This is a genomic window from Flagellimonas sp. L-11, assembly GCF_056857735.1.
In genome coordinates, this window is sequence record NZ_JBSXNR010000026.1 from 25,171 (window position 1) to 45,447 (window position 20,277).

At 41.0% G+C, this 20,277-nt stretch carries 17 protein-coding genes; 9 read left to right on the forward strand and 8 right to left on the reverse strand.

Annotated features, from left to right (window positions below; translation table 11 throughout):
- Positions 1–62: 62 nt before the first annotated feature.
- A complete protein-coding gene (locus AC13CC_RS02205; protein WP_482877828.1) occupies positions 63–1,892 on the reverse strand; it encodes a TonB-dependent receptor plug domain-containing protein in 1,830 nt (609 codons plus the stop codon).
- A gap of 87 nt (positions 1,893–1,979) precedes the next feature.
- On the opposite strand from AC13CC_RS02205, the gene AC13CC_RS02210 reads away from it, so the two are divergent.
- On the forward strand, positions 1,980–3,476 hold the full coding sequence (locus AC13CC_RS02210; protein WP_482877829.1) for an aminotransferase-like domain-containing protein: 1,497 nt from the start codon (positions 1,980–1,982) through the stop codon (positions 3,474–3,476).
- Between the two features lie 147 nt (positions 3,477–3,623).
- The gene (locus AC13CC_RS02215) at positions 3,624–5,120 is read left to right on the forward strand and encodes an ArnT family glycosyltransferase (RefSeq protein WP_482877830.1); all 1,497 of its coding nucleotides are present in this window, start codon (positions 3,624–3,626) and stop codon (positions 5,118–5,120) included.
- Here the strand turns inward: AC13CC_RS02215 and AC13CC_RS02220 are convergent.
- The gene (locus tag AC13CC_RS02220) at positions 5,101–5,367 is read right to left on the reverse strand and encodes a hypothetical protein (protein ID WP_482877831.1); all 267 of its coding nucleotides are present in this window, start codon (positions 5,365–5,367) and stop codon (positions 5,101–5,103) included. The two genes, AC13CC_RS02215 and AC13CC_RS02220, sit on opposite strands and share 20 nt — an antisense overlap.
- Positions 5,368–5,541: 174 nt before the next feature.
- On the opposite strand from AC13CC_RS02220, the gene AC13CC_RS02225 reads away from it, so the two are divergent.
- A complete protein-coding gene (locus AC13CC_RS02225) occupies positions 5,542–5,685 on the forward strand; it encodes a hypothetical protein (protein ID WP_482877832.1) in 144 nt (47 codons plus the stop codon).
- Positions 5,686–5,714: 29 nt separating this feature from the next.
- On the opposite strand, the gene bioD is transcribed toward AC13CC_RS02225, so the two are convergent.
- Both bioD and AC13CC_RS02235 read right to left on the reverse strand, forming a co-directional pair.
- A complete protein-coding gene (bioD, locus tag AC13CC_RS02230; RefSeq protein ID WP_482877833.1) occupies positions 5,715–5,960 on the reverse strand; it encodes an ATP-dependent dethiobiotin synthetase BioD in 246 nt (81 codons plus the stop codon).
- A gap of 141 nt (positions 5,961–6,101) precedes the next feature.
- On the reverse strand, positions 6,102–6,488 hold the full coding sequence (locus AC13CC_RS02235; RefSeq protein WP_326277422.1) for a putative signal transducing protein: 387 nt from the start codon (positions 6,486–6,488) through the stop codon (positions 6,102–6,104).
- Positions 6,489–6,733: 245 nt separating this feature from the next.
- Between AC13CC_RS02235 and AC13CC_RS02240 the strand changes: the two genes are divergently transcribed.
- Both AC13CC_RS02240 and AC13CC_RS02245 read left to right on the forward strand, forming a co-directional pair.
- Positions 6,734–8,530 (forward strand): M61 family metallopeptidase, encoded by a 1,797-nt coding sequence (locus AC13CC_RS02240; RefSeq protein WP_482877834.1) that lies wholly within the window; start codon positions 6,734–6,736, stop codon positions 8,528–8,530.
- A complete protein-coding gene (locus tag AC13CC_RS02245; RefSeq protein ID WP_482877835.1) occupies positions 8,531–9,061 on the forward strand; it encodes a GNAT family N-acetyltransferase in 531 nt (176 codons plus the stop codon).
- 111 nt (positions 9,062–9,172) lie between these two features.
- On the opposite strand, the gene AC13CC_RS02250 is transcribed toward AC13CC_RS02245, so the two are convergent.
- Genes AC13CC_RS02250 through panC form a run of 4 tightly spaced genes read right to left on the reverse strand, consistent with a single transcriptional unit; the run spans position 9,173 to position 12,521 of the window.
- Positions 9,173–10,315: an alpha/beta hydrolase gene (locus AC13CC_RS02250; RefSeq protein ID WP_482877836.1), complete on the reverse strand. Its 1,143-nt coding sequence runs from the start codon at positions 10,313–10,315 to the stop codon at positions 9,173–9,175.
- 25 nt (positions 10,316–10,340) lie between these two features.
- Positions 10,341–11,306 carry a lysylphosphatidylglycerol synthase transmembrane domain-containing protein gene (locus AC13CC_RS02255; RefSeq protein WP_293165790.1) on the reverse strand — a complete coding sequence of 322 codons (966 nt, stop codon included), beginning with the start codon at positions 11,304–11,306 and terminating at the stop codon, positions 10,341–10,343.
- Positions 11,307–11,309: 3 nt separating this feature from the next.
- A complete protein-coding gene (gene panD, locus AC13CC_RS02260) occupies positions 11,310–11,660 on the reverse strand; it encodes an aspartate 1-decarboxylase (protein ID WP_293165792.1) in 351 nt (116 codons plus the stop codon).
- 12 nt (positions 11,661–11,672) lie between these two features.
- Positions 11,673–12,521 carry a pantoate--beta-alanine ligase gene (panC, locus tag AC13CC_RS02265; protein WP_482877837.1) on the reverse strand — a complete coding sequence of 283 codons (849 nt, stop codon included), beginning with the start codon at positions 12,519–12,521 and terminating at the stop codon, positions 11,673–11,675.
- Between the two features lie 102 nt (positions 12,522–12,623).
- Here panC and AC13CC_RS02270 point away from each other — a divergent pair, with 102 nt between their 5' ends.
- From AC13CC_RS02270 to AC13CC_RS02285, 4 genes are all read left to right on the forward strand, one after another.
- Positions 12,624–13,433 carry a glycogen/starch synthase gene (locus tag AC13CC_RS02270; protein ID WP_293165796.1) on the forward strand — a complete coding sequence of 270 codons (810 nt, stop codon included), beginning with the start codon at positions 12,624–12,626 and terminating at the stop codon, positions 13,431–13,433.
- Positions 13,434–13,438: 5 nt separating this feature from the next.
- The gene (locus AC13CC_RS02275; RefSeq protein WP_482877838.1) at positions 13,439–15,238 is read left to right on the forward strand and encodes a DUF4270 domain-containing protein; all 1,800 of its coding nucleotides are present in this window, start codon (positions 13,439–13,441) and stop codon (positions 15,236–15,238) included.
- A gap of 124 nt (positions 15,239–15,362) precedes the next feature.
- Positions 15,363–17,210 carry a glutamine--fructose-6-phosphate transaminase (isomerizing) gene (gene glmS / locus AC13CC_RS02280; RefSeq protein ID WP_482877839.1) on the forward strand — a complete coding sequence of 616 codons (1,848 nt, stop codon included), beginning with the start codon at positions 15,363–15,365 and terminating at the stop codon, positions 17,208–17,210.
- A 207-nt stretch (positions 17,211–17,417) separates the two neighbouring features.
- On the forward strand, positions 17,418–20,204 hold the full coding sequence (locus AC13CC_RS02285) for a TonB-dependent receptor (protein ID WP_482877840.1): 2,787 nt from the start codon (positions 17,418–17,420) through the stop codon (positions 20,202–20,204).
- The last annotated feature ends 73 nt before the right edge of the window (positions 20,205–20,277 follow it).

Here is a 20,277-nt window from a genome sequence, read left to right on the forward strand (position 1 = left end):
CTTTCAATTTTATGCCCAGGTCTGGACCATTTTGGTTTTTGGTCTCCCATGGATTGTTGCGCCTATTTAAAACTATAACGCAGACCGAAAAGCAAATTACTAGGCGGCATTGGAACAAATCCAGACTCGATGTAATCTGCATCAAAAATATTGCTTGCAGTAATGGTAAACTCTGTCTGCTTTACTTTGATCGACAATGAAGCGTCCCAAACATTATACGTTTGCCCCGTTGTACGCTCTGCATATTTATAAATTATATTTTGATGTACGTTTTTGAACAACTGCGTACTTAAGCGTGTGGTGTATTGGTGTTTTAGCGTATTTAAAGAGTAACGCGACAATTCTTCATTCTGATCTAAAATATTGTCGTCCAAAAACGCATAGCCAACACTTAATGTCTGGGTATAATCTTTAAATCTAAAATTATAGGCAGCGTCCATCTCCAAGCCTTTGGTATTTACTTCAGTAATATTTGTTGCCACAAATACATCCTCAGAAACATTGTTTCTCACATAATCTATTAGATTGTCTGCATCTCTATTAAATACGGCGATGCCAGCATTAACTTTAGGCGTGGTGTACTTTAAGCCCAATTCTTGTGCAAAAGCTTCTTCTGGTTCCAAATTTGCATTGCCACTGGTAACAGGATCATTGTAAAACAAATCCGTATACGTTGGTATACGATAGGTGTAACCAATGTTGCCATATACCTTAAAATTATTGGTGAGATCATAACCTATATCCAATCCAGGAAAAGCACGAAACTTAAAATCTGAAAAATAGGTTAATGCTACGCCAGGAGTAACATCCAACTTGTTGTCAGCAATGCTAAAACGATGTTCTAAAAACACGTTGGACATCAAACGGTTTCGGTTACCCAAGTTGTTGCTTCTTAGGTATATTTTAGAAAGTTCTACCCCAAAACCAGTAATTCCCAATTTAGATACATAAGAGGCATTGGTTTCCACGCCAATCTTGTTAGATATATGCATGTTTCTGAAAAAACTTGGTTCATTTCTTCTTAATAGAAATAAATCTTGATTACGTTTCCAATAGATTCTTGGCTGTATTTTTAGCTTGTTTTTCTTAAAGGTGGTAGAAAACGCCAAAAGGCTGTTTTGGGTTTCTTCGTACTCGTTAAACGTAGGATTGGTGGTGTAAAAGTTCTCAGCCCCAAAATTGCGCTCCAAGAAAGTAGCTGTCATTTCAATAGGCTGTGTATTTTTATTGAAAATGCTTTTTAAAAAGTAATTGCCATTATCGTAATCTGAGTTATTTCTATAACCTTCAGATGTTACCCTTCCCACATGTATTATATGAGAGGAGTTTTCCTTATCCACTCCAGCGGTTACGCTACCATTTAATTGTCCAAAAGAACCCGCTTCTATTTTTAGGGAAACGGAACTATTCAAATTCTTTTTTGTAATGATATTGATGGCTCCAGCAAAAGCATTTTGTCCAAAAACCCGTGCCGCAGGTCCCTTTATAATTTCTATTCTTTCTATAACCTCTAATGGTAAGGCGGCGTTCATGGTATGGTGACCCGTTTGCGCATCGTCCATTTTAACGCCATCAATCAATAATAAGGTTTGGTCAAAACCACCTCCTCTTATGTACAAATCTGCTTGGCTACCTCCTGTACCGCGTCTTCTAATATCCACGCCCGCAACTTGTTGCAATAAATCCGTAACATTAACCGCTGCACTATTTTTAATATCATTAGAGGTGATTATGTTTATAGTTCTAGAATTTTCTTTAAATGGAAGGTTGATCCGGTTTGCGGTTACCACAACTTCGCTTAACGAATCTACCTTAACAGCATCGTCTTGTTGTGCTTGTCCTTGTAAAGCACCCACTAGTAAAATCGCAGAAAATAAAATTGATTTCTTCATTATTTAAGCTTGTAACGTAAGTTCTTAAAATTAATGCTGCAAAAGTCCTAACTTTCCGGACGATTAAACTAGTCCACTTTTAAAACAATGAATAGTCCGGTTTCTGATTTGTTGGTCCAGTTGGTATCTATAGATAAATCTGTAGTACAGCCTGTATATGTGCAAGTGGCCCAACAAATAATGAATGCCATACAACGAGGCTATTTGGATAAAGGCAGCAAATTACCCGGGACAAGGGTTTTAAGTGAGTTATTGAATGTTCATCGTAATACTGCCGTGGCCATTTATGATGAATTGGCCTCCCAAGGATGGGTAAACATTATTCCCAATAAAGGAACTTTTGTGGTGGTTCCCGAAGATTCCAATGTAAAAATCAAGGCAAGTACGCAGCACATCAATCAAGCATACGAGTATCCAAAAGTTCCAGGGTTCCTGTTCCAACAATCCTTTAATCTAGCATCTACCAAAGAGGAGACCACTGCCAAATATTCCATAAATGATGGTAAGCCTGATTTAAGACTGCATCTGGTGCACCAATTTTCCAGGTGGTATAGCGCTGCAATGAAACGAAAGCCTCTGATCAACAAATGGAACAAAACAAGTGCTTTAGTCCCTTCCGTTTTTAGCACACAACTTTGCAACTACTTAAATGTAACTCGGGGTTTCCATATTAAACCATCCAATGTATTGAATACACGTAGTACGGAAATGAGCCTATACATCGTTTCACAGGTGCTAATTAATCCGGGTGATTTGGTGCTGGTTGGACAACTGAGCAATTATGTGGCCAATATGATATTTCAGCAAGCGGGGGCTAAAATAAAAACTGTGCCCGTAGATGACGAAGGTTTGGATATTGGGTACATATATGAACATTTTATACCTGAGAACATTCGTTGCATCTATGTATGCTCCAACAGGGACTATCCAACAACAATAACTTTAAGCACTAAAAGAAGGTTGCTGTTACTGGAATTGGCCAAAACCTGTGGTTTTGCCATAATCGAGGACGATTTTGACCATGACTTTCAGTTCGATGGATCCTCCATGTTGCCCATGGCAAGTGCAGATGCCGATGGAAACGTTATTTATTTGGGCAAACTGGGCCAGTCTTTATTTCCGAGTTTTCATACGGGTTTTGTCGTGGCTCCAGAACAGGTAATTACCGAAGCCAAAAATTATTTGCAATTATTGGACACACAGGGAGACTTAATACAGGAACAAATGCTTTCTGAGCTGATATCTGAAGGCGAAATATACCGGCTCAAGAAAAAAAATATCGTTACTTACAAACAACGCAGAGAAGTTTTATGCGGTTTATTAAATCAACATTTCAACACCATCCTTGATTGGCAAATACCTTCTGGAGGACTTGCCATGTGGTTACAATTTAGAACACCCATATCATTGGTAAAATTAGCCGAAGAAGCAGAGCTGTTGGATTTATTCTTGCCCAAAACCATTCTCTATCAAAATAAAAATACCTGCGCCATCCGTTTTGGATTTGGGCATCTAAATGAAGAAGAACTAGAAATTGTAATGAAAAAATTAAAACAAGCATATCTCCAGTTAGTGGCTGCCTAAAATAAAAAGAGATCATTAAAAATGTTCTCTTTATAACGTGTCCTATGTTGGGTCAAAGATATTTTTATCTCCTTCCGATAATTTTTCAAATGCTTCGGAATCTCTCAAAAACATTCAAATTTATCTATATTGCGAAGATGATAATTAATGGCCAAAAAGCTTAATACGACCGTGCTTAAAAAATTCCGCTCCTTTAGCTTAAAAATTCTTGATTGGAAAAGGGTCCTTTTTATTTTGTTAGTAGTATCGGTTTTTATTCGTTTTCCGTTCTTTTTTAGGGATTACATAGATCGAGACGAGAGCACTTTTATTCTTATGGGGCAATCTTGGGTCAACGGATATTTACCGTACATCCAATTGTGGGACCTAAAACCACCGATTACCTTCCTATATTTTGCCGCCATTATTAAACTATTTGGAAAAAGCTTCTTTGCCATCCGGCTTTTTGGCTCGTTCATGGTTGCTCTAACAGCTTTGTTCACCTATGGAATCGCAACAAAGATCACTTCCAAAAAAGTTGCGTTTTGGGCGGCCATTTTCTGTGTTTTTTTCCAAAGCCTGTTCGGTAGTTTGCAAGGTGTAATGTCCGAGCATATTTGTACGCTCTTTTTTGTGGCCGCCCTGTTTATTCTTTTTTTAAAAGAAGAGGGAAAATGGTTTTTTACTGCAGGGCTTTTGTTGGGACTTTCGGTAATGACCAAACTGAACATGGCCTATCCCGTTCTATGTTTGGGTCTATATTTTTTTTGGGAGGGTCTTCACAAAAAGCAGATTTGGACAAATATTAAATACTTGATCTTTATGGGAATCGGGTTTTTGACCACCGTCCTTCTCACGCTTCTTCCTTATTATCTTCAAGGTGAATCTGATATTTGGTGGAAATCCATTGTCGAAGCTCCCTTGGCCTATTCTGAAGGTAAATTTCATTCTCCTTGGAAAACATTGCCTTATGTTGGGACTATAGCCATACTTTTAGGGTCAGGCTATTATTTTAAATTAATTGATCGAAAATCAAAACAAATACGACTATTGATCGTGGTCGTGGTCGGTATCCTCCTTTCTTATATCCAAGCCGGCAAAGTGAACGGACATTATTTAATCCAGTTGTATCCTTTTGTTCTGATTCCCTTGGCAATGGCTGTGGCCAAACTGCCCCTTATCACGGAAAAGTATCGGCCTTTGGTTATTGCCTTACTGATTTTAATCCCCATGGAATCTTATCTGGAATATGCCAACATCATTTCAAATAAGGTACAAAAAGCGTCTTTTTACAATGGAGAGGGCATTGATGTTCCGAGATATATTTTGGAACATGAGCTTGAAACAAAGAACATTTTTTTTACTGAATACCATATTGGATATTGGGTGCTGGGAGTAAATCCGCCTACCAAAGCCGCTACGCACCCGAGCAATATTACCCGTGAAGAGTTATTTCCGTACATGGATAACCCGAGAAAAACCGGTATTGAAGAATTAAAGTACATCATGGACGTTGTCCGGCCCAAAGTCTTGGTAGCTAGGGAGGGCAAGAAAATTTTTGATAAAAAATTGGTGGAATACAATACCTATATTGATGCTTACCTAAAAAAGCATTATGAATTAACCGCTACTGTTGGTCGTGGACTTATCTATCAACGGTTATAAAAAGCCACTTACTTTTAATGAACACTTCCAATTGACTGCTGTCCGATAAAAACGAACGATACCTGTCGAACAGCGAGTAATGGATGTTGGCGAAGACCTCGCTGCTACGGTTCTTGTTGGCATCGGACAATGTACTGCGCTTTGGAAAATGTTTTAGGTTCAAATGTCCAATCCTGCCTTCACGGGCCAATAGTACAGTGGAAAGTTCCCTTAAGAAACTTACCCCGCCCAAGGTCGCATAGAGCATCGTTGCCAAATGATTGTAGGTCTTGAACCGCTTATAGTACCTATCACTGTTTGCAGGTTCACTGTCCGGGCAATCGTGCCCGGAGGGAGCAACCTTAATAGTTGTTTGATCACAGGCTGCCCGCTAAAGTTGTTACTTTTGTTCATGTATCGAGTTTTGTGGTAAAAAAAAGATATGAATAAGCGGGAAATCCTTCTTGGAAATCCCGCTTTTAAAAAGTTTTATCGGACACTACTGATTAAAAATGAAGAAGAGCATGCTCAAACTTGGTCGCATATTCCAGAATTACCACCTTATCAAAGCAAGGCTCTTCGTTGATTCTCCCCAAAAAGATAACCTTTGTTTTTTTAGGGTGACTTCCTCGGTTGTAGGGTGTTAAACACCACTGAAATGATGCCGATCTCAAGATTCTTTTGCTGTAACTTTTCAATCGTCAACAAGGTGTGATTGATGCTCCCCAGATAATGTCGTGACACCACAATTACTTTGTAATCGGGTTGGATCAGGTCAAAAATAGTGTCGGTATCTTTCAAGGGTACGAGCAAACCTCCTGCACCTTCAATCACCAAATGGTTATTGGTCTTGGGTTCCATTATTTTACCCAGGTCAATAGTAATTCCATCAATATACGCAGCCGCATGGGGACTCAGGACCCATGGGTGTATTCAAGGCATAGTTAGTGGGATCAACGACCGGTTTCCCGACTTCCGTTGAGATTCCTGCAACAAATACTTTTATTTTTGGGGCCTTGTAATAAAATTGCATTTCATGCATTGGTACTTTCTGGGCTCAAAGAAAGGAAACAGTTTATAGAAGACGGTGCTCCGGGAGTAATAAATTTCCGATTTGGTTGCCTTGCAATTGGGGCAGACCACCGGATTGCCAAAATCGTCCGTAGCATAGTTACGAATTTCATCAAAAATATCCTTGGCCCGTTCTTTATCACTGGAATACACCTGAAGTTTTACTCCTCCAAGGGCAGCACTGATCAAAGGGTCGGAATTAATGGTGTTTTCATCTTTTAAAAACACAGCGATTCCCTCGGCCTCCAGCTTGCCTTTTATCACCACGGCATCGGCAGGAAACTCAAACGAGCCTAAAGTGTAAAATTCTGTTTTCATGCTTTCATATATTTTTTGAGCAAATCCAACGTATTTTGCTCTAGCTCTTCATTTCCAGCCATTCCCACATAGTCGTTGGAAGAAAAATCAATCAGTCTACCATGCTTAAAAAACTTCACATTGCATTGTTTTCCATGCGTCTTAGCAATTTAGCCTTCAGCTTTTTGGGAAATTTCTCGATAACACAAATGTAGCACTTACGCTGATTAAACAGTATATTAGTTGCTCTTAAACCATTACCAAAAATGAAATTTACCCTTTCTTTTCTAGCACTATTTACCGGGCTGTGGATGACGGCCCAAATGAATACTTACAAAATTTCCTTTGACAATGCCGTCCATCACGAAGCCGTTATCCAAGCTACTTTTCCCGATTTAACCTCGGATAATGTGGAGTTTCGAATGAGCCGAACTTCTCCTGGCCGATATGCACTGCACGAGTTCGGGAAAAACGTCTACGGTTTTGAAGCTACCGACAGTAAAGGAAACGTATTAACCATAAACCGTCCCAACCCCTATGCATGGGAAGTAAGCGGGCACGACGGCACCATCAACATTAAATATATTTTGTTTGCCAACCGGGGTGGGGGCACCTATTCCCAAGTGGATGAAACACATGCACATTTGAACATTCCTGCCACATTTATGTTCGCTCCCGATTTGAGCGAGCGCAAAATAGAGGTGACCTTTAATGTTCGGGAAGATCTGAATTGGAAGGTGGCCACACAACTCCCTTTGGTTTCGGGCACCACATATTCGGCCCCGAACCTCTATTATTTTATGGATAGCCCAACGGAAATAAGCAATTATATGTTAAGGTCTTTTGAGGTTGATGGAAAAACCATAAACCTTGCACTCCATCACAATGGAACCGAGGAAGAGGCTGACACATATTTTGAAAAAGTGAAGAAAATAGTGCTGGCGGAGAAAGAAGTATATGGTGAACTGCCCAATTTTGATTATGGAAACTACACCTTCCTTGCATGTTACATCCCCAATGCCTCGGGAGATGGAATGGAGCATCGAAATTCCACTATTTTAACGAGTACCCGGAGTTTGGCCGATGGCGGAATGCAACGGAATATTGGTACGGTATCGCACGAATTTTTCCATGCTTGGAACGTGGAGCGCATTCGCCCCAAAAGTTTGGAGCCTTTTGACTTTGAGGCGGCCAATATGAGCGGTGCCCTTTGGTTTGCCGAAGGCTTTACCAGTTACTACACCAATTTGATTTTGTGTAGGGCAGCACTTATTTCGCCCAAAGAATATGTGGAAGGTTTGGCGGGAACCTTTAACTATGTTTGGAATTCTCCTGCACGGCAGTTCTTCAATCCTATTGAAATGAGTTTCCAAGCTCCATTTGTGGATGCTGCCACCTCGGTAGACCCGGTTAATCGCGAGAATATGTTTATTTCCTATTATTCCTACGGAAGTGTTCTAGCTTTGGCTCTGGATCTTTCTTTAAGGGAAAAAGGACTGAATCTGGATGATTTTATGAAACTGGTTTGGAACAAATACGGTGCAACCGAAATTCCGTATACCATCCAAAATCTTCATGATGCCTTGAACGAGTATGCGGGAGACGCATTTGGAGATGATTTCTTCAACAATTACATCTACAAAAGCAATATGCCCGATTATAAATCGCTAATGGAATCTGTGGGCGTTGTTTTGGAACAACCTGAAGCTTCACCATATTTTGGGGCGTATGTTTCCATGAGTGCTGATAAATCAGGCTATATGATTCTCAGAAACACAAAGACGGGCAGTCCTGCTTATGAAGCTGGTTTGGACAATGGTGATGTTATACTACATATCAATGACAAACCTTTTACGGAAGACCAATCTTTTGACGATTACCTGAAGCAATTCAGCTTAGGAGAAGCATTGCAGGTAAAATTCACGAGATACGGAAAGGAAAAGATCACCAAACTAATTTTAACCCCCAGTCCAGATTATACTTTTGGTTTAATGGAAGAAAAAGGTGGAAAACCATCAAAAAAAATACTGGAACAACAAAAAAAATGGCTTAAAGTGGAATAAATGATCAGCTACAAACAAGCTAGTACCTTGGAAGAACTACAACAGATTCTGGTTCTTCAACAGCAAAATTTATCTCAAAATTTGAGTTCCGAAGAAAGGAGCAAAGAGGGTTTCGTCACAGTGGAACATACGTTGGAGGTTCTCAAAACAATGAACGATATGTGCGGACATATCATTGCTATGGAGGGTAATCAAGTTGTGGGGTATGCCCTATGTATGCATCCCAAATTTGCTGATGAGATTGAAGTGCTACGACCTATGTTCAAAGAAATTGATGGTGCGTTCAAGGATAACCTAAAAAAATATATGGTGATGGGACAAATCTGCGTGGGCAAAAGTCATCGGGGCAAAGGTGTTTTCCGAAAGCTGTATCAAACCATGAAAGAAAAATTACCCAAAGGTTTTGATACCCTTATTACCGAAGTGGATGGAAAAAATAAGAGGTCTTTGGCGGCGCATGCGGCCATAGGGTTTAAAACCTTGACCATATACCATTCGGGTGAAAAAGAATGGCACATTATTAGTTTGTAATGAGTAATCTTTCCAAATGGATTTTGGTTATCAAAGTATGCTATAAATCAAACTCTGTTCCTAGCCGGGGCACGAGTCTAGCTCCAACCATCAATCCAATTATCTGGAATTCTAATACCCGAAGTCCGCTTTGAGGGCATCAATTTTTTTGAGGGCCAAATCCTTGGTCAAAAAGTCGATTTCTTCCAATTGAAAGGCTTTTTCAAACGTTTTAAAGGCTTTTTTTGGCTCTCCTATAAACTCATAGTACTCTGCTTCAAAATAAAAGCCCATCATGGTATCGGGATATTCCTTTTTGCAAAGATCGGCCAATGGCTCCAGGGATTCATAGTCTTCTTTTTTCAGACAGGCAGCGTAAATGGCCATAATATCGTTGAGCTCCACGGGTTTTTTAAAACCGAACAGGTCTTCAATGGTTTGGTACCGGTTCTCCAAATAGCTGAAAACGGGTTCTTCAGAAGTAAGAATGTCTGATTTGTATTCTGCAGGTGTGATGGGTCGGAAGATACTGAACACATTATCAAAAGCTTTGCTTATGCCATAAGCGGCAATGGAAGTGTGGTCGGCATTTTGATATTCATCAAAAAAGTAATGCAGTGATTCTTTGGTTATGGAATTGATGCTGTTGTTCATTTGAAGGATACGCTGTCTATCGTCGGAGGGTTGCTTTTCCACAATCAAATTGTAAAAAACCACTTGGTCCAGTTCAGATAAACGAGCAGGAACCCTGCTTTCCATTTCAGCCGCCAATACTGGGGATATGCTGATATAAGAATTGAAAAGAGAGCTTTCTTTGAACAAATAATAATTACCAAAATTAGCGGTGATATCGTACCCCACAAACATTTTGAAGGGTGCTATATTGTAGCTGGTCTCTAAATAGGGAATCAGTTCCGTGCCTAAAAATTCGTAGAACATTTTACCTTTCTCGGTCGGAAGGCCCGATACATCTTCGTATGCACAATCTTCCCATCTTAGGTCGTTTTGTAATTGATGAACGCCTACTACGATTGCTTCGGGCATACGGTCGAACCTACTTTGGAATTTTACGTTGGCCACAACAAGGTCGAATAGGTATTCCGCATCCAAAACCACAATGAGCGGATATGTTTTTCCTTCGGTGTAATCTTCTGGGAAATAATAGGATACATCTCTTCGCTCTTGTAGTTTGAAGGATTCAAAAATCTCCTTTTTTACTTGGGCACCTAGGTTCAAGCACGTGAAGCCTATCAGTAGAAATAGACATTTTTTCATTGGTTAAGTTTTATGCGGTTAGGGCTTACCGATTTCTATTCAATAACGGTAATACAATGAATGATATTGTGCCAAAAACTACGACCATGAAGGTTTGTGCAATCCACATGATCCACCCAAATGCATCTCCAGAAACCGAGCTTATTCCGTAAATGCCCAAGGCAGCACTCACAGCAATAGGGTAAAGACCGATTCCACCGTTGGTTGTGGACATGGCGAAGGCTCCTGCCACAAAGGCAACCAATAATTCCCCCAAGGATAGGGGAATGGTTTCTTCAACGGTGTGTTTTATAACCCAGAACATGCCAAAATAGGCAATCCATATAAAGAGCGTATGGAGGATGAACGGCCATTTGTTCTTCATTTTAAAAACACTGAGCACGCCATCTTTTAGACCGTTTAAAAATCCTTTTAGCTTTATCGCCAAGGGTGATTGGGATTTACGGATAATGAACGATCCCAAAAACAGGCCTACAATGCCTACGAACAATATTCCGATGGCACCGATGATGTTTACTCCTTTTTCTTCCAAGAAACCAAGGATAAAGTCGGTTTGAAGCACCAAGGTGATCATGATGATGATCAGAAGCATCAAAAGATCGATGACCCTTTCGGTGACGATGGTCCCGAACCCTTTTTCAAAAGGGACATTTTCGTAAGTGGTAAGCGCGGTTGCCCTAAGTATTTCGCCAGAACGTGGAATCCCTAAGTTGGCAAAATAGGATATAAGGACAATAAATATGGTGTTGACGGTTTTGGGCCTGTATCCCATGGGTTTCAAGAGGTATTTCCAGCGAACCGCCCTCGAAATATGGCTCAAAATCCCAATAATCACGGAAACCCCTACCCAAAATGGGCTGGCATTGGAAATATAATGGATAATCTGTTTTCGTTCTTCTGGAGTGGTGGAGTTGTAAGAGTACCAAATCAAAAACAGCCCAAAAGCAATGGGTACAAATATCTTAAGGAATTTTTTTAGGGATTTTCCCAAAATTTACTTGAGTAGATTGGTTTCCTCGTTGGGGAACACCAATGCGGGATTAAATGTTTTTGCCTCTTCAATATTCATCCAAGCGTAGGTGATCAGGATCAATACGTCTCCTACGGCCACTTTTCTGGCGGCAGCACCGTTAAGGGTCAGCTCTCCGGAGCCTCTTGGGCCGGGAATGGCGTAGGTTTCCAATCGTTCACCGTTGTTGTTGTTCACAATCTGCACTTTTTCGCCCCTAATTATATTGGCGGCATCCATTAGATCTTCGTCTATGGTAATGCTACCTATATAATTAAGGTCGGCTCCGGTAACTTTTACTCGGTGAATTTTAGATTTTACGACTTCTACTTGCATGGTGCAAAATTATCAATTCAATCTTAGATTATCAATTAAGCGTACGCCATCTGCGTAAACGGCTATAAATGCTCTATATTTTTGGTTGTCCTGTATTTTTAAAGCTGGGGTGAGCGTGTTCTCGTCGGTAATTTCAAAATATTCCAGATCAAACAAAGGATGTTCCTCAAATTCGGATTTTACCCAATCCGTTATGTATGCAGCACTTTTCGTGCCAAATTTAGCTTTGGCAGCTTGTAGCGTTCTGTGGATGAAACCAGCCGCTTCGCGGGTTTTTTTTGACAGTCTCTCATTGCGGGAACTCATGGCCAAACCGTTTGGTTCCCTTTCAATGGGGCAACCTATAATGGTATAGGGCAAATTCTTGATTTCTGCCATTTTTCGGATAATCTGCAATTGTTGGAAGTCTTTTTCCCCAAAATAGGCACTGTCAGGTGCTACCGTTCTCAGCAAAAGTTCCACGATGGTGCCGACACCGTCAAAATGACCTGCTCTGAACTCGCCTTCCATTACTTTGTCCAAACCATCAAACTCATAGGATTCAGAGGTAACTTTCCCTTCATAGATTTCATCGACCGTAGGGGCAAATACCACAATCTTGTCCGAAACCTGTTTTAAGAGGTCGATGTCCTTTTCAAAAGTTCTTGGATATTTATCAAGATCGTCCTTTTTGTCGAACTGTGTAGGGTTCACAAAAATGCTGGCCACCACCAAATCATTTTCCGAAAGGGCCTTTTTTATCAAGGAGATATGACCGGTATGGAGCGCCCCCATAGTGGGTACAAGACCAATGGTGCGGTCTTTGTTGCGCTGCTCCAAGGTAAAGGCGTTGAGTTCTTTTTTACGGTCGAATATCTTCATATACAGGTACAAAAGGGTGCAAAAATACTATAAATACAGCTAATCAGCATAATTTTTGTACTTTTGCAGCTATGTTTTTCGGATAAACAAAAGAAAGTGTTTATGAATGGTAAAAAGGTATTGTTTGTATCTTCTGAATTAGTTCCCTACCTCCCAGAGAATCCTGTTTCCTTAATGTCGTACGAAGCGCCTAGAATGGTGAACAGTAACGGTGGACAAATCCGCATATTTATGCCAAGGTATGGAAACATCAACGAAAGGAGGCATCAATTACATGAGGTAATACGTTTATCAGGGATGAACCTGGTGATCAACGATATGGATATGCCCTTGATTATTAAGGTGGCATCCATACCAAAAGAGCGAATCCAAGTCTATTTTATAGACAACGACGAATACTTTAAAAGAAAGGCAACGTTTGCCGATGCTGATGGGAATTTGTTTCCGGATAACGACGAGCGCGCAATATTCTTTGCAAAAGGAGTTGTGGAAACGGTAAAAAAATTGAACTGGTCCCCAGACATCATCCATGTGCATGGATGGATGGCTTCCTTGGTGCCGCTTTACCTGAGAAAATACTATGCAGATGAGCCTTTGTTCTCCGAAAGTAGAATTGTAACATCAGTATATGGTAAAGATTTTGAGGGAGAGCTCGATACTGCCATGATAGATAAAATAGCTTTTGATGGCATAGACAAAGAAGAAATTTCTGCACTGTCCCATCCCGAGTATAATAATTTGTTAAAGGTTGCCGTAGATCATTCCGATGCCGTTATTTTAGCCGCGGAGGAATTGTCCGATGACCTAAAAAGCCATATAGACAATCTTTCCGTACCTGTTTTGCCCTATGTTTCGCTTCAAGAAGCAGAAGAGGCATACACAAATTTCTATAATACAGAGGTTTTAAAATAGATTTAATGAGATTTTCCAAGATTATCAAAGTTTCGGCACTGTTTGGAACTTTGTTTTTACTAATTGCCTCTTGTGAAGACGAATTGGACACCATAGGCGAAGGTGTTGTTGCAGGAGAGCCTTTCACTACCGGTAAAGTGGAGTACGATGTGTTTGCCTACAACAAAGGCATTACAGCGGTACAGACCAATAAACTGCCACTGTACCAATTGGGCACCTTTAATGACCCCATTTATGGACAAAGAAAGGCCAGCATCATTTCCCAGCTTCAGTTGTCCACAACATCGCCCACCTTTGGTGATATTTCCCAAGCAGACGAGGACGATCCGGATAACGATCAAGAGAACGAAACCGTAAAGGAGGTCTATTTATTCATACCTTTTCAAACATCACCTTCGCCCGATTCGGACGGAGATGGCGTACCCGATGATTTGGAAAGCGACGATGACGTTGACGACCCTAATTCCGACTGGGACGGTGACGGGGTGACCGACAATCAAGAGCGGGTCCAAGGTTCAAACCCCTATGACCCCGATGAGGATGGAACCGGGGATAATTTTGTGTCAAACAATTATCCAAATAAGTTCGATTTGGACAGTATTTACGGAGATAAGGAACAATCGTTCAATTTAGTGGTTTCTAGGTCCAATTACTTTCTGCGGGACTTGGATCCAAATTCCAATTTTGAACAGGCGCAGGAATATTATTCCAATCAGGATTTTTCCAGTTTTATAGGTGAAACCTTATTCAGTGGAGAGGTTTCCGTCAATAATGAAGAAATTATTGTTGATTATAAGGAGGATGATCCGGACACTGAAGATATTGACGAATCCACACAAGTAGATACGAAGCTCAATCCCGGTATCCGTGTAGAGCTAAACAAGGAGTTCTTCCAACAAAATATTTTGGACAAGGAAGGTCAAGCTGAGCTATTGAGCAGATCCAATTTTAAAAATTTCCTTCGGGGAGTACATTTATCGGGAACCGATATGGAGCAGTTAATGTTCTTGCTGGATTTGTCCGAAGCAAATATTACCATTAGCTATACGTACGATGATTATGACGCCGAAACCGAGGAAGAAGTAACATCCGAAAAGGATTTTGTATTAAACTTTTTGGAGAGCTCCCAAACAGGGGTTACTGGAAATGCCGTAAATGTTTTTGAGAACGAAATGTTTCCGCCAGAAGTAGCGAATGCCATGAACAGTGGAGAAAATGCTTCTAGAATATATGTAAAAGGCGGTGCCACACTTGCCGAGGTACGCTTGTTTGAAGAAGTGGAAAACGGGGGGGCGAACATTATTAACCAGATCAAGCAGAACAATTGGGTGATCAACGAAGCTAATTTGGTATTTTATGTAGATCGTCAAACGTTGGACGAGTCGGTTGTAGAGCCTCCGAGGCTTTATTTGTACAATGCAGAAACCAATCGACCCCTATTTGATGCATCCAATGAAGACCCAACAGTTAATTCCGGTTCAAATCCATTAACATACTTTCTAAATCATGGTGGACTTTTGGAGAAAGAAAATGACAGGGGCGTAAAATATAAGATCCGTATTACGGAGCACATCAATAATATTATTGTCAGGGATTCTGCAAACGCCAAATTAGGGCTGACTTTGACCCCTAATATTAACCTTATAGGTGTTCAAGAAGCGGTTGGTAGCGATATGCAGGGAATTGATTACCCTGTCGCGGCAGCCATAAGTCCTTTGGGTACGGTTTTATATGGGAGCAATGTTTCTGATGGAGAGGAAAGTAAGAAACTTAAATTGGAAATTCACTACACCGAAGCCAATTAAAAGTACGTATTTATCGTAGTTTTTTGGGCGTTTATCGTTTTAAATAACCAGAACTGCATATTTTAACGTATACCTTTTAAATTTGTTGACCAACCCCCAAATGGTAATTAACTAAAAAAATCTTATGTGTGGAATAGTAGGTTACATTGGTCATAGAGAAGCCTATCCAGTTATAATAAAAGGTCTTCAAAGACTCGAATATAGAGGCTACGATAGTGCCGGAGTTACCTTGTTCGATGGAGAAAACATACATCTTGCCAAAACAAAGGGCAAAGTTGAAGATTTAAAAAACAAGGCCGAAGCTTCTATCCCCACTAAAGGAAAGTTGGGCTTGGGGCATACAAGATGGGCGACCCACGGAGTTCCAAACGATGTAAATTCACACCCCCATTTCTCCAATTCAGGTGATTTGGTGATCATTCACAATGGAATCATAGAAAACTATGAGTCCATTAAACAAGCACTTATCAAAAGAGGCTACACCTTTGAATCGGATACCGATACCGAAGTGCTCATCAACCTAATTGAAGAGGTCAAGAAAAAAGAAGGGGTGAAACTGGGGCACGCAGTTCAAATTGCATTGAACCAAGTTGTAGGGGCTTATGCCATTGCTGTTTTTGATAAAAACAAACCCGATGAAATCGTGGTAGCCAAGTTAGGTAGTCCCCTCGCTATTGGAATCGGCGAAAACGAATATTTTATTGCTTCCGATGCCTCACCGTTTATAGAGTTTACCAACAACGCCGTTTACCTTGAAGACGAGGAAATGGCCATTGTAAGGATTGGCAAGGAAATCAAACTGCGCAAAATAAAGGATGATTCGATTGCCTACCCCAATATTCTAGAGTTACAGCTCAATCTGGAAGAAATAGAAAAGGGCGGGTACGACCATTTCATGCTCAAAGAAATCTATGAGCAGCCAAAGGCTATATTGGATACCTACAGGGGACGTTTGTTAGCAGATAAGGGCATCATTAAAATGTCCGGCATTGATCAGAACCTGGAAAAATTCCTCAACGCAAACAGAATCATAATAGTAGCCTGCGGTACTTCGTGGCACGCTGGTTTGGTAGCGGAATATATTTTTGAGGACATGGTACGGATACCTGTTGAAGTGGAATATGCCTCAGAATTCAGGTACCGTAACCCGGTAATTACAGAGAAGGATGTGCTCATAGCCATTTCCCAATCAGGGGAAACCGCCGATACTTTAGCTGCCATAAAACTAGCCAAGGAAAAAGGAGCATTTGTGTTTGGTGTTTGTAACGTAGTGGGCTCATCCATAGCCAGAGAAACCCATGCAGGTGCCTATACACATGCTGGACCGGAAATAGGAGTGGCCTCTACCAAGGCATTTACCACACAGATCACGGTATTGACCCTGATTGCTTTAAAATTGGCGCAAGAAAAAGGAACTCTCTCCCAATCCAAGTACCATGAATACTTAGCAGAGTTGGAAGCTGTACCGGCTAAAGTGGAAAAGGCATTGTTGTCCAATACTTTGGTGGAAGAAATATCCCAAACTTATAAAGATTCTCCTAACTGCCTATATTTGGGAAGAGGATATAATTTCCCTGTGGCGCTGGAAGGAGCATTAAAATTAAAGGAAATCAGTTACATCCATGCAGAAGGCTATCCCGCCGCAGAGATGAAACATGGACCCATCGCTCTGATCGATGAGCAAATGCCAGTCGTAGTGATTGCCACCAAGAAAGGGCACTACGAAAAAGTAGTGAGCAATATCCAGGAAATAAAATCCAGAAAAGGGCGAATCATAGCCATAGTAACAGAAGGTGACGAAACCGTAAAAGAGTTGGCGGACCACGTAATCGAGGTACCAGAGACTTCGGAATGCCTATCACCGCTACTCACAACAATTCCCTTACAATTGCTTTCATACCATATCGCAGTAATGAGAGGATGTAATGTGGACCAGCCAAGAAATTTGGCTAAATCCGTTACGGTAGAATAGAAAGTAAAAACATAAGACCAAACAAAAAAGGTGCTGGATATAGCACCTTTTTTGTTGAAAACATATATTTGAACTGGATTTTTTGCCAAAAAAGTATTATGCATGCATAATTTTTTTCAAATTTGTATAATCGAAATAAAAAAAAATGTATCTTCCCGATTGGTACTTAACATGCACAATAACTAAATTAACTCTAATCCATAGCAAATGAAAAAACTTATGTTTCTTTCCCTAATGCTGTTGGGTTTGGCAACTTATGGTCAGACCACCGTACAGGGAAAGGTAGTTGATGAAAATAACGATCCAATACCGGGAGCCAATGTGGTCTTGGTAGGGAAAGCAGAAGGAACCACTACGGACTTTGATGGAAACTTTACCTTTAATACTGATGAAGAACCCCCTTTTCAGCTTCAATTTTCCAGTATAGGTTTCTCGGATTTTACAGCCAATGTCACTTCAAACAACCAGACACTTACCATCACACTTTCGGAAGCCAACACCATGTTGGATGAAATTGTGATCTCAGCATCAAGAACACCGGAACGTATTTTTGAGTCTCCCGTATCCGTTGAAAGATTTGGTCTCAGGGAAATTAAAAACACTACGGCAGAATCCTTTTATGGAGGTCTTCAAAACTTGAAGGGAGTGGACATCAATACAAACAGTTTAACATTTCAATCCGTCAATACCAGAGGTTTTGCAACTTTTGCCAACAACAGGTTCTTGCAGTTGGTAGATGGCATGGACAACACCGCCCCGGGACTTAATTTCGTACTGGGTAACCTTGTGGGCATGTCCGAGTTAGATGTGCAGAGTGTAGAAATTCTTCCAGGAGCTTCATCTGCATTATATGGTGCAGGTGCCTTTAACGGTATTCTGTTCATGACAAGTAAAAACCCATTCGATTTTCAAGGGATTAGTGCCTACGCCAAAGGCGGGGTAACCACCCAAGATGCGGCTGGAAGCAATTTTTATAAAGATTTTGGTGTGCGTGCGGCCCACGCATTTAGCGACAAAGTGGCCGTTAAGGCAAACCTATCGGTTCTGACCGGTGAGGATTGGCATGCCAACAGTAGAGAGGATTTGAACAATCCAGGAGCAGACCGTTCCAATCCAGCCTACGACGGGTTGAATGTATATGGCGATGAGGTTTCTACAGTATTGGACTTTGATGCGGCGGCTGGCTTACCATCAGGAACTGTTGGGTCTGCACTGGTTTCCAGAACAGGGTATGATGAAGCCGATTTGGCTGACTATGGTGCGGAAAGTGTAAAAGCCGATTTTGCATTGCATTACAGGCCATTTGCCGATGATTTGGAAGTGATTCTTAACAGTAGAATTGGTAGGGGTACCACAATTTACCAAGGTGCCAACCGCTATGCCGTGGCCGGATTTACCATGCAACAGCATAAACTCGAAATCAAAAACGATAATTTCTTTTTAAGGGGATACATCGTTTCCGAAAACTCGGGTGATGCCTACGATACTCGCTTTGCCGCAATCAATGTCAATAGATTATGGAAGAGAGATGCTCCTAACCCAGATGACCCTACCGAAAGATCATGGTTTGGTGATTATGCAGGAAGATATATACCTACTTTTTTAGGACTTGTTCAGCAAGGAACTTCTCGTGAGGATGCATCAGTACAGGCACATGCCGCGGCAAGAGCTTATGCGGACGAAGGGCGATTGATTCCAGGGACAGCTGCTTTTCAGAATGCATTCAACAAAGTAATCAATGATGGGGACTTAACCACAGGGGCAAAGTTCATTGATAAAACGAAATTCCGTCACGTAAACGGTAATTACAATATTGCCCACCTGATTGATGATTGGGCCGATATCCAAATTGGTGGGTCGTTCAGAGAATACGAATTAAATTCCAACGGAACCATCTTTACTGACATTGACGGACCTATCAAATACAACGAATACGGAGCTTATCTTCAAGTACAAAAGAAATTTTTGGACGACCGTTTAAAATTTACAGGTTCTGCCCGTTACGATAAAAATGAGTTTTTTGACGGATTCCTTTCGCCAAGACTTTCTTTAGCCTACACCTTGGGAGAGGAAAGAAACCATAACCTTAGGGTTTCTGTACAGCAAGGATTTAGAAATCCAACAACGCAGGATTTGTTCATCGGTTTGAATGCAGGTCGTGCTATTTTTGTAGGTTCTGCACCATCCAACCTTGATCGAGATGTAAGAACATTTAATATAAGCCAAAAGGCTCAGGACGATTTGGGCCAACCTGCAACGGTGGAAATCGTTGGTCGTGAAGCCTATGAAAATGCGTACTCCGTTAGTTCACTACAAGCTGGGGCTCCTGAAGCAGTAAATACACCACTTGTTAAACCTGAGGAAATCATAGCTTATGAAGCAGGTTATCGTGGGCAAGTGGGTAAGTTCACCATTGACTTGAGCGGATACTACAATAGCTATTCCGACTTTTTGGCCAATACCACCACAGCTGTTCCTTTTTATGGTGAAGCAGGAGATGGAGGTCTTTCCTTGTTGGCACTTCAGAACGGAGATTACCAAGTGTATCAAACCTATACCAATTCCGAGGCAGACATCAACTCCTACGGGGGTACAGTTGGGGTGGATACCAAACTTGGGAACTTTGATCTAGGGGTTAACTACACATTCGCGGAATTGGATATTGATGAAGGAAAGTACCCGGATTTAAGAACCAATTTTAATACACCAAAGCACAAGGTAAAAGCATCTTTCGGGAATGCGGCGCTCTTCAAAAACTTTGGTTTTAACGTTAACTACCGTTGGAGCGACAGCTATTACTGGGAAGCTTCGTTTGCCGATGGCAATATTCCAGCATATACTGTGTTGGATGCCCAGATCAACTATTCGGTTCCATCCATCAAATCAGTTTTCAAACTGGGGGGATCTAATCTGTTGGGTGATGAATACTACACGGCAATCGGTACAGGGTTTATCGGTTCGATATACTATTTGTCTTGGAGCATAAACCCTTAAACAACAGCTAACAAGCAAAACTAAGGGCGTTGGGTTTTCCAACGCCTTTTTTCTTTAAAAAAAACTGAAATCG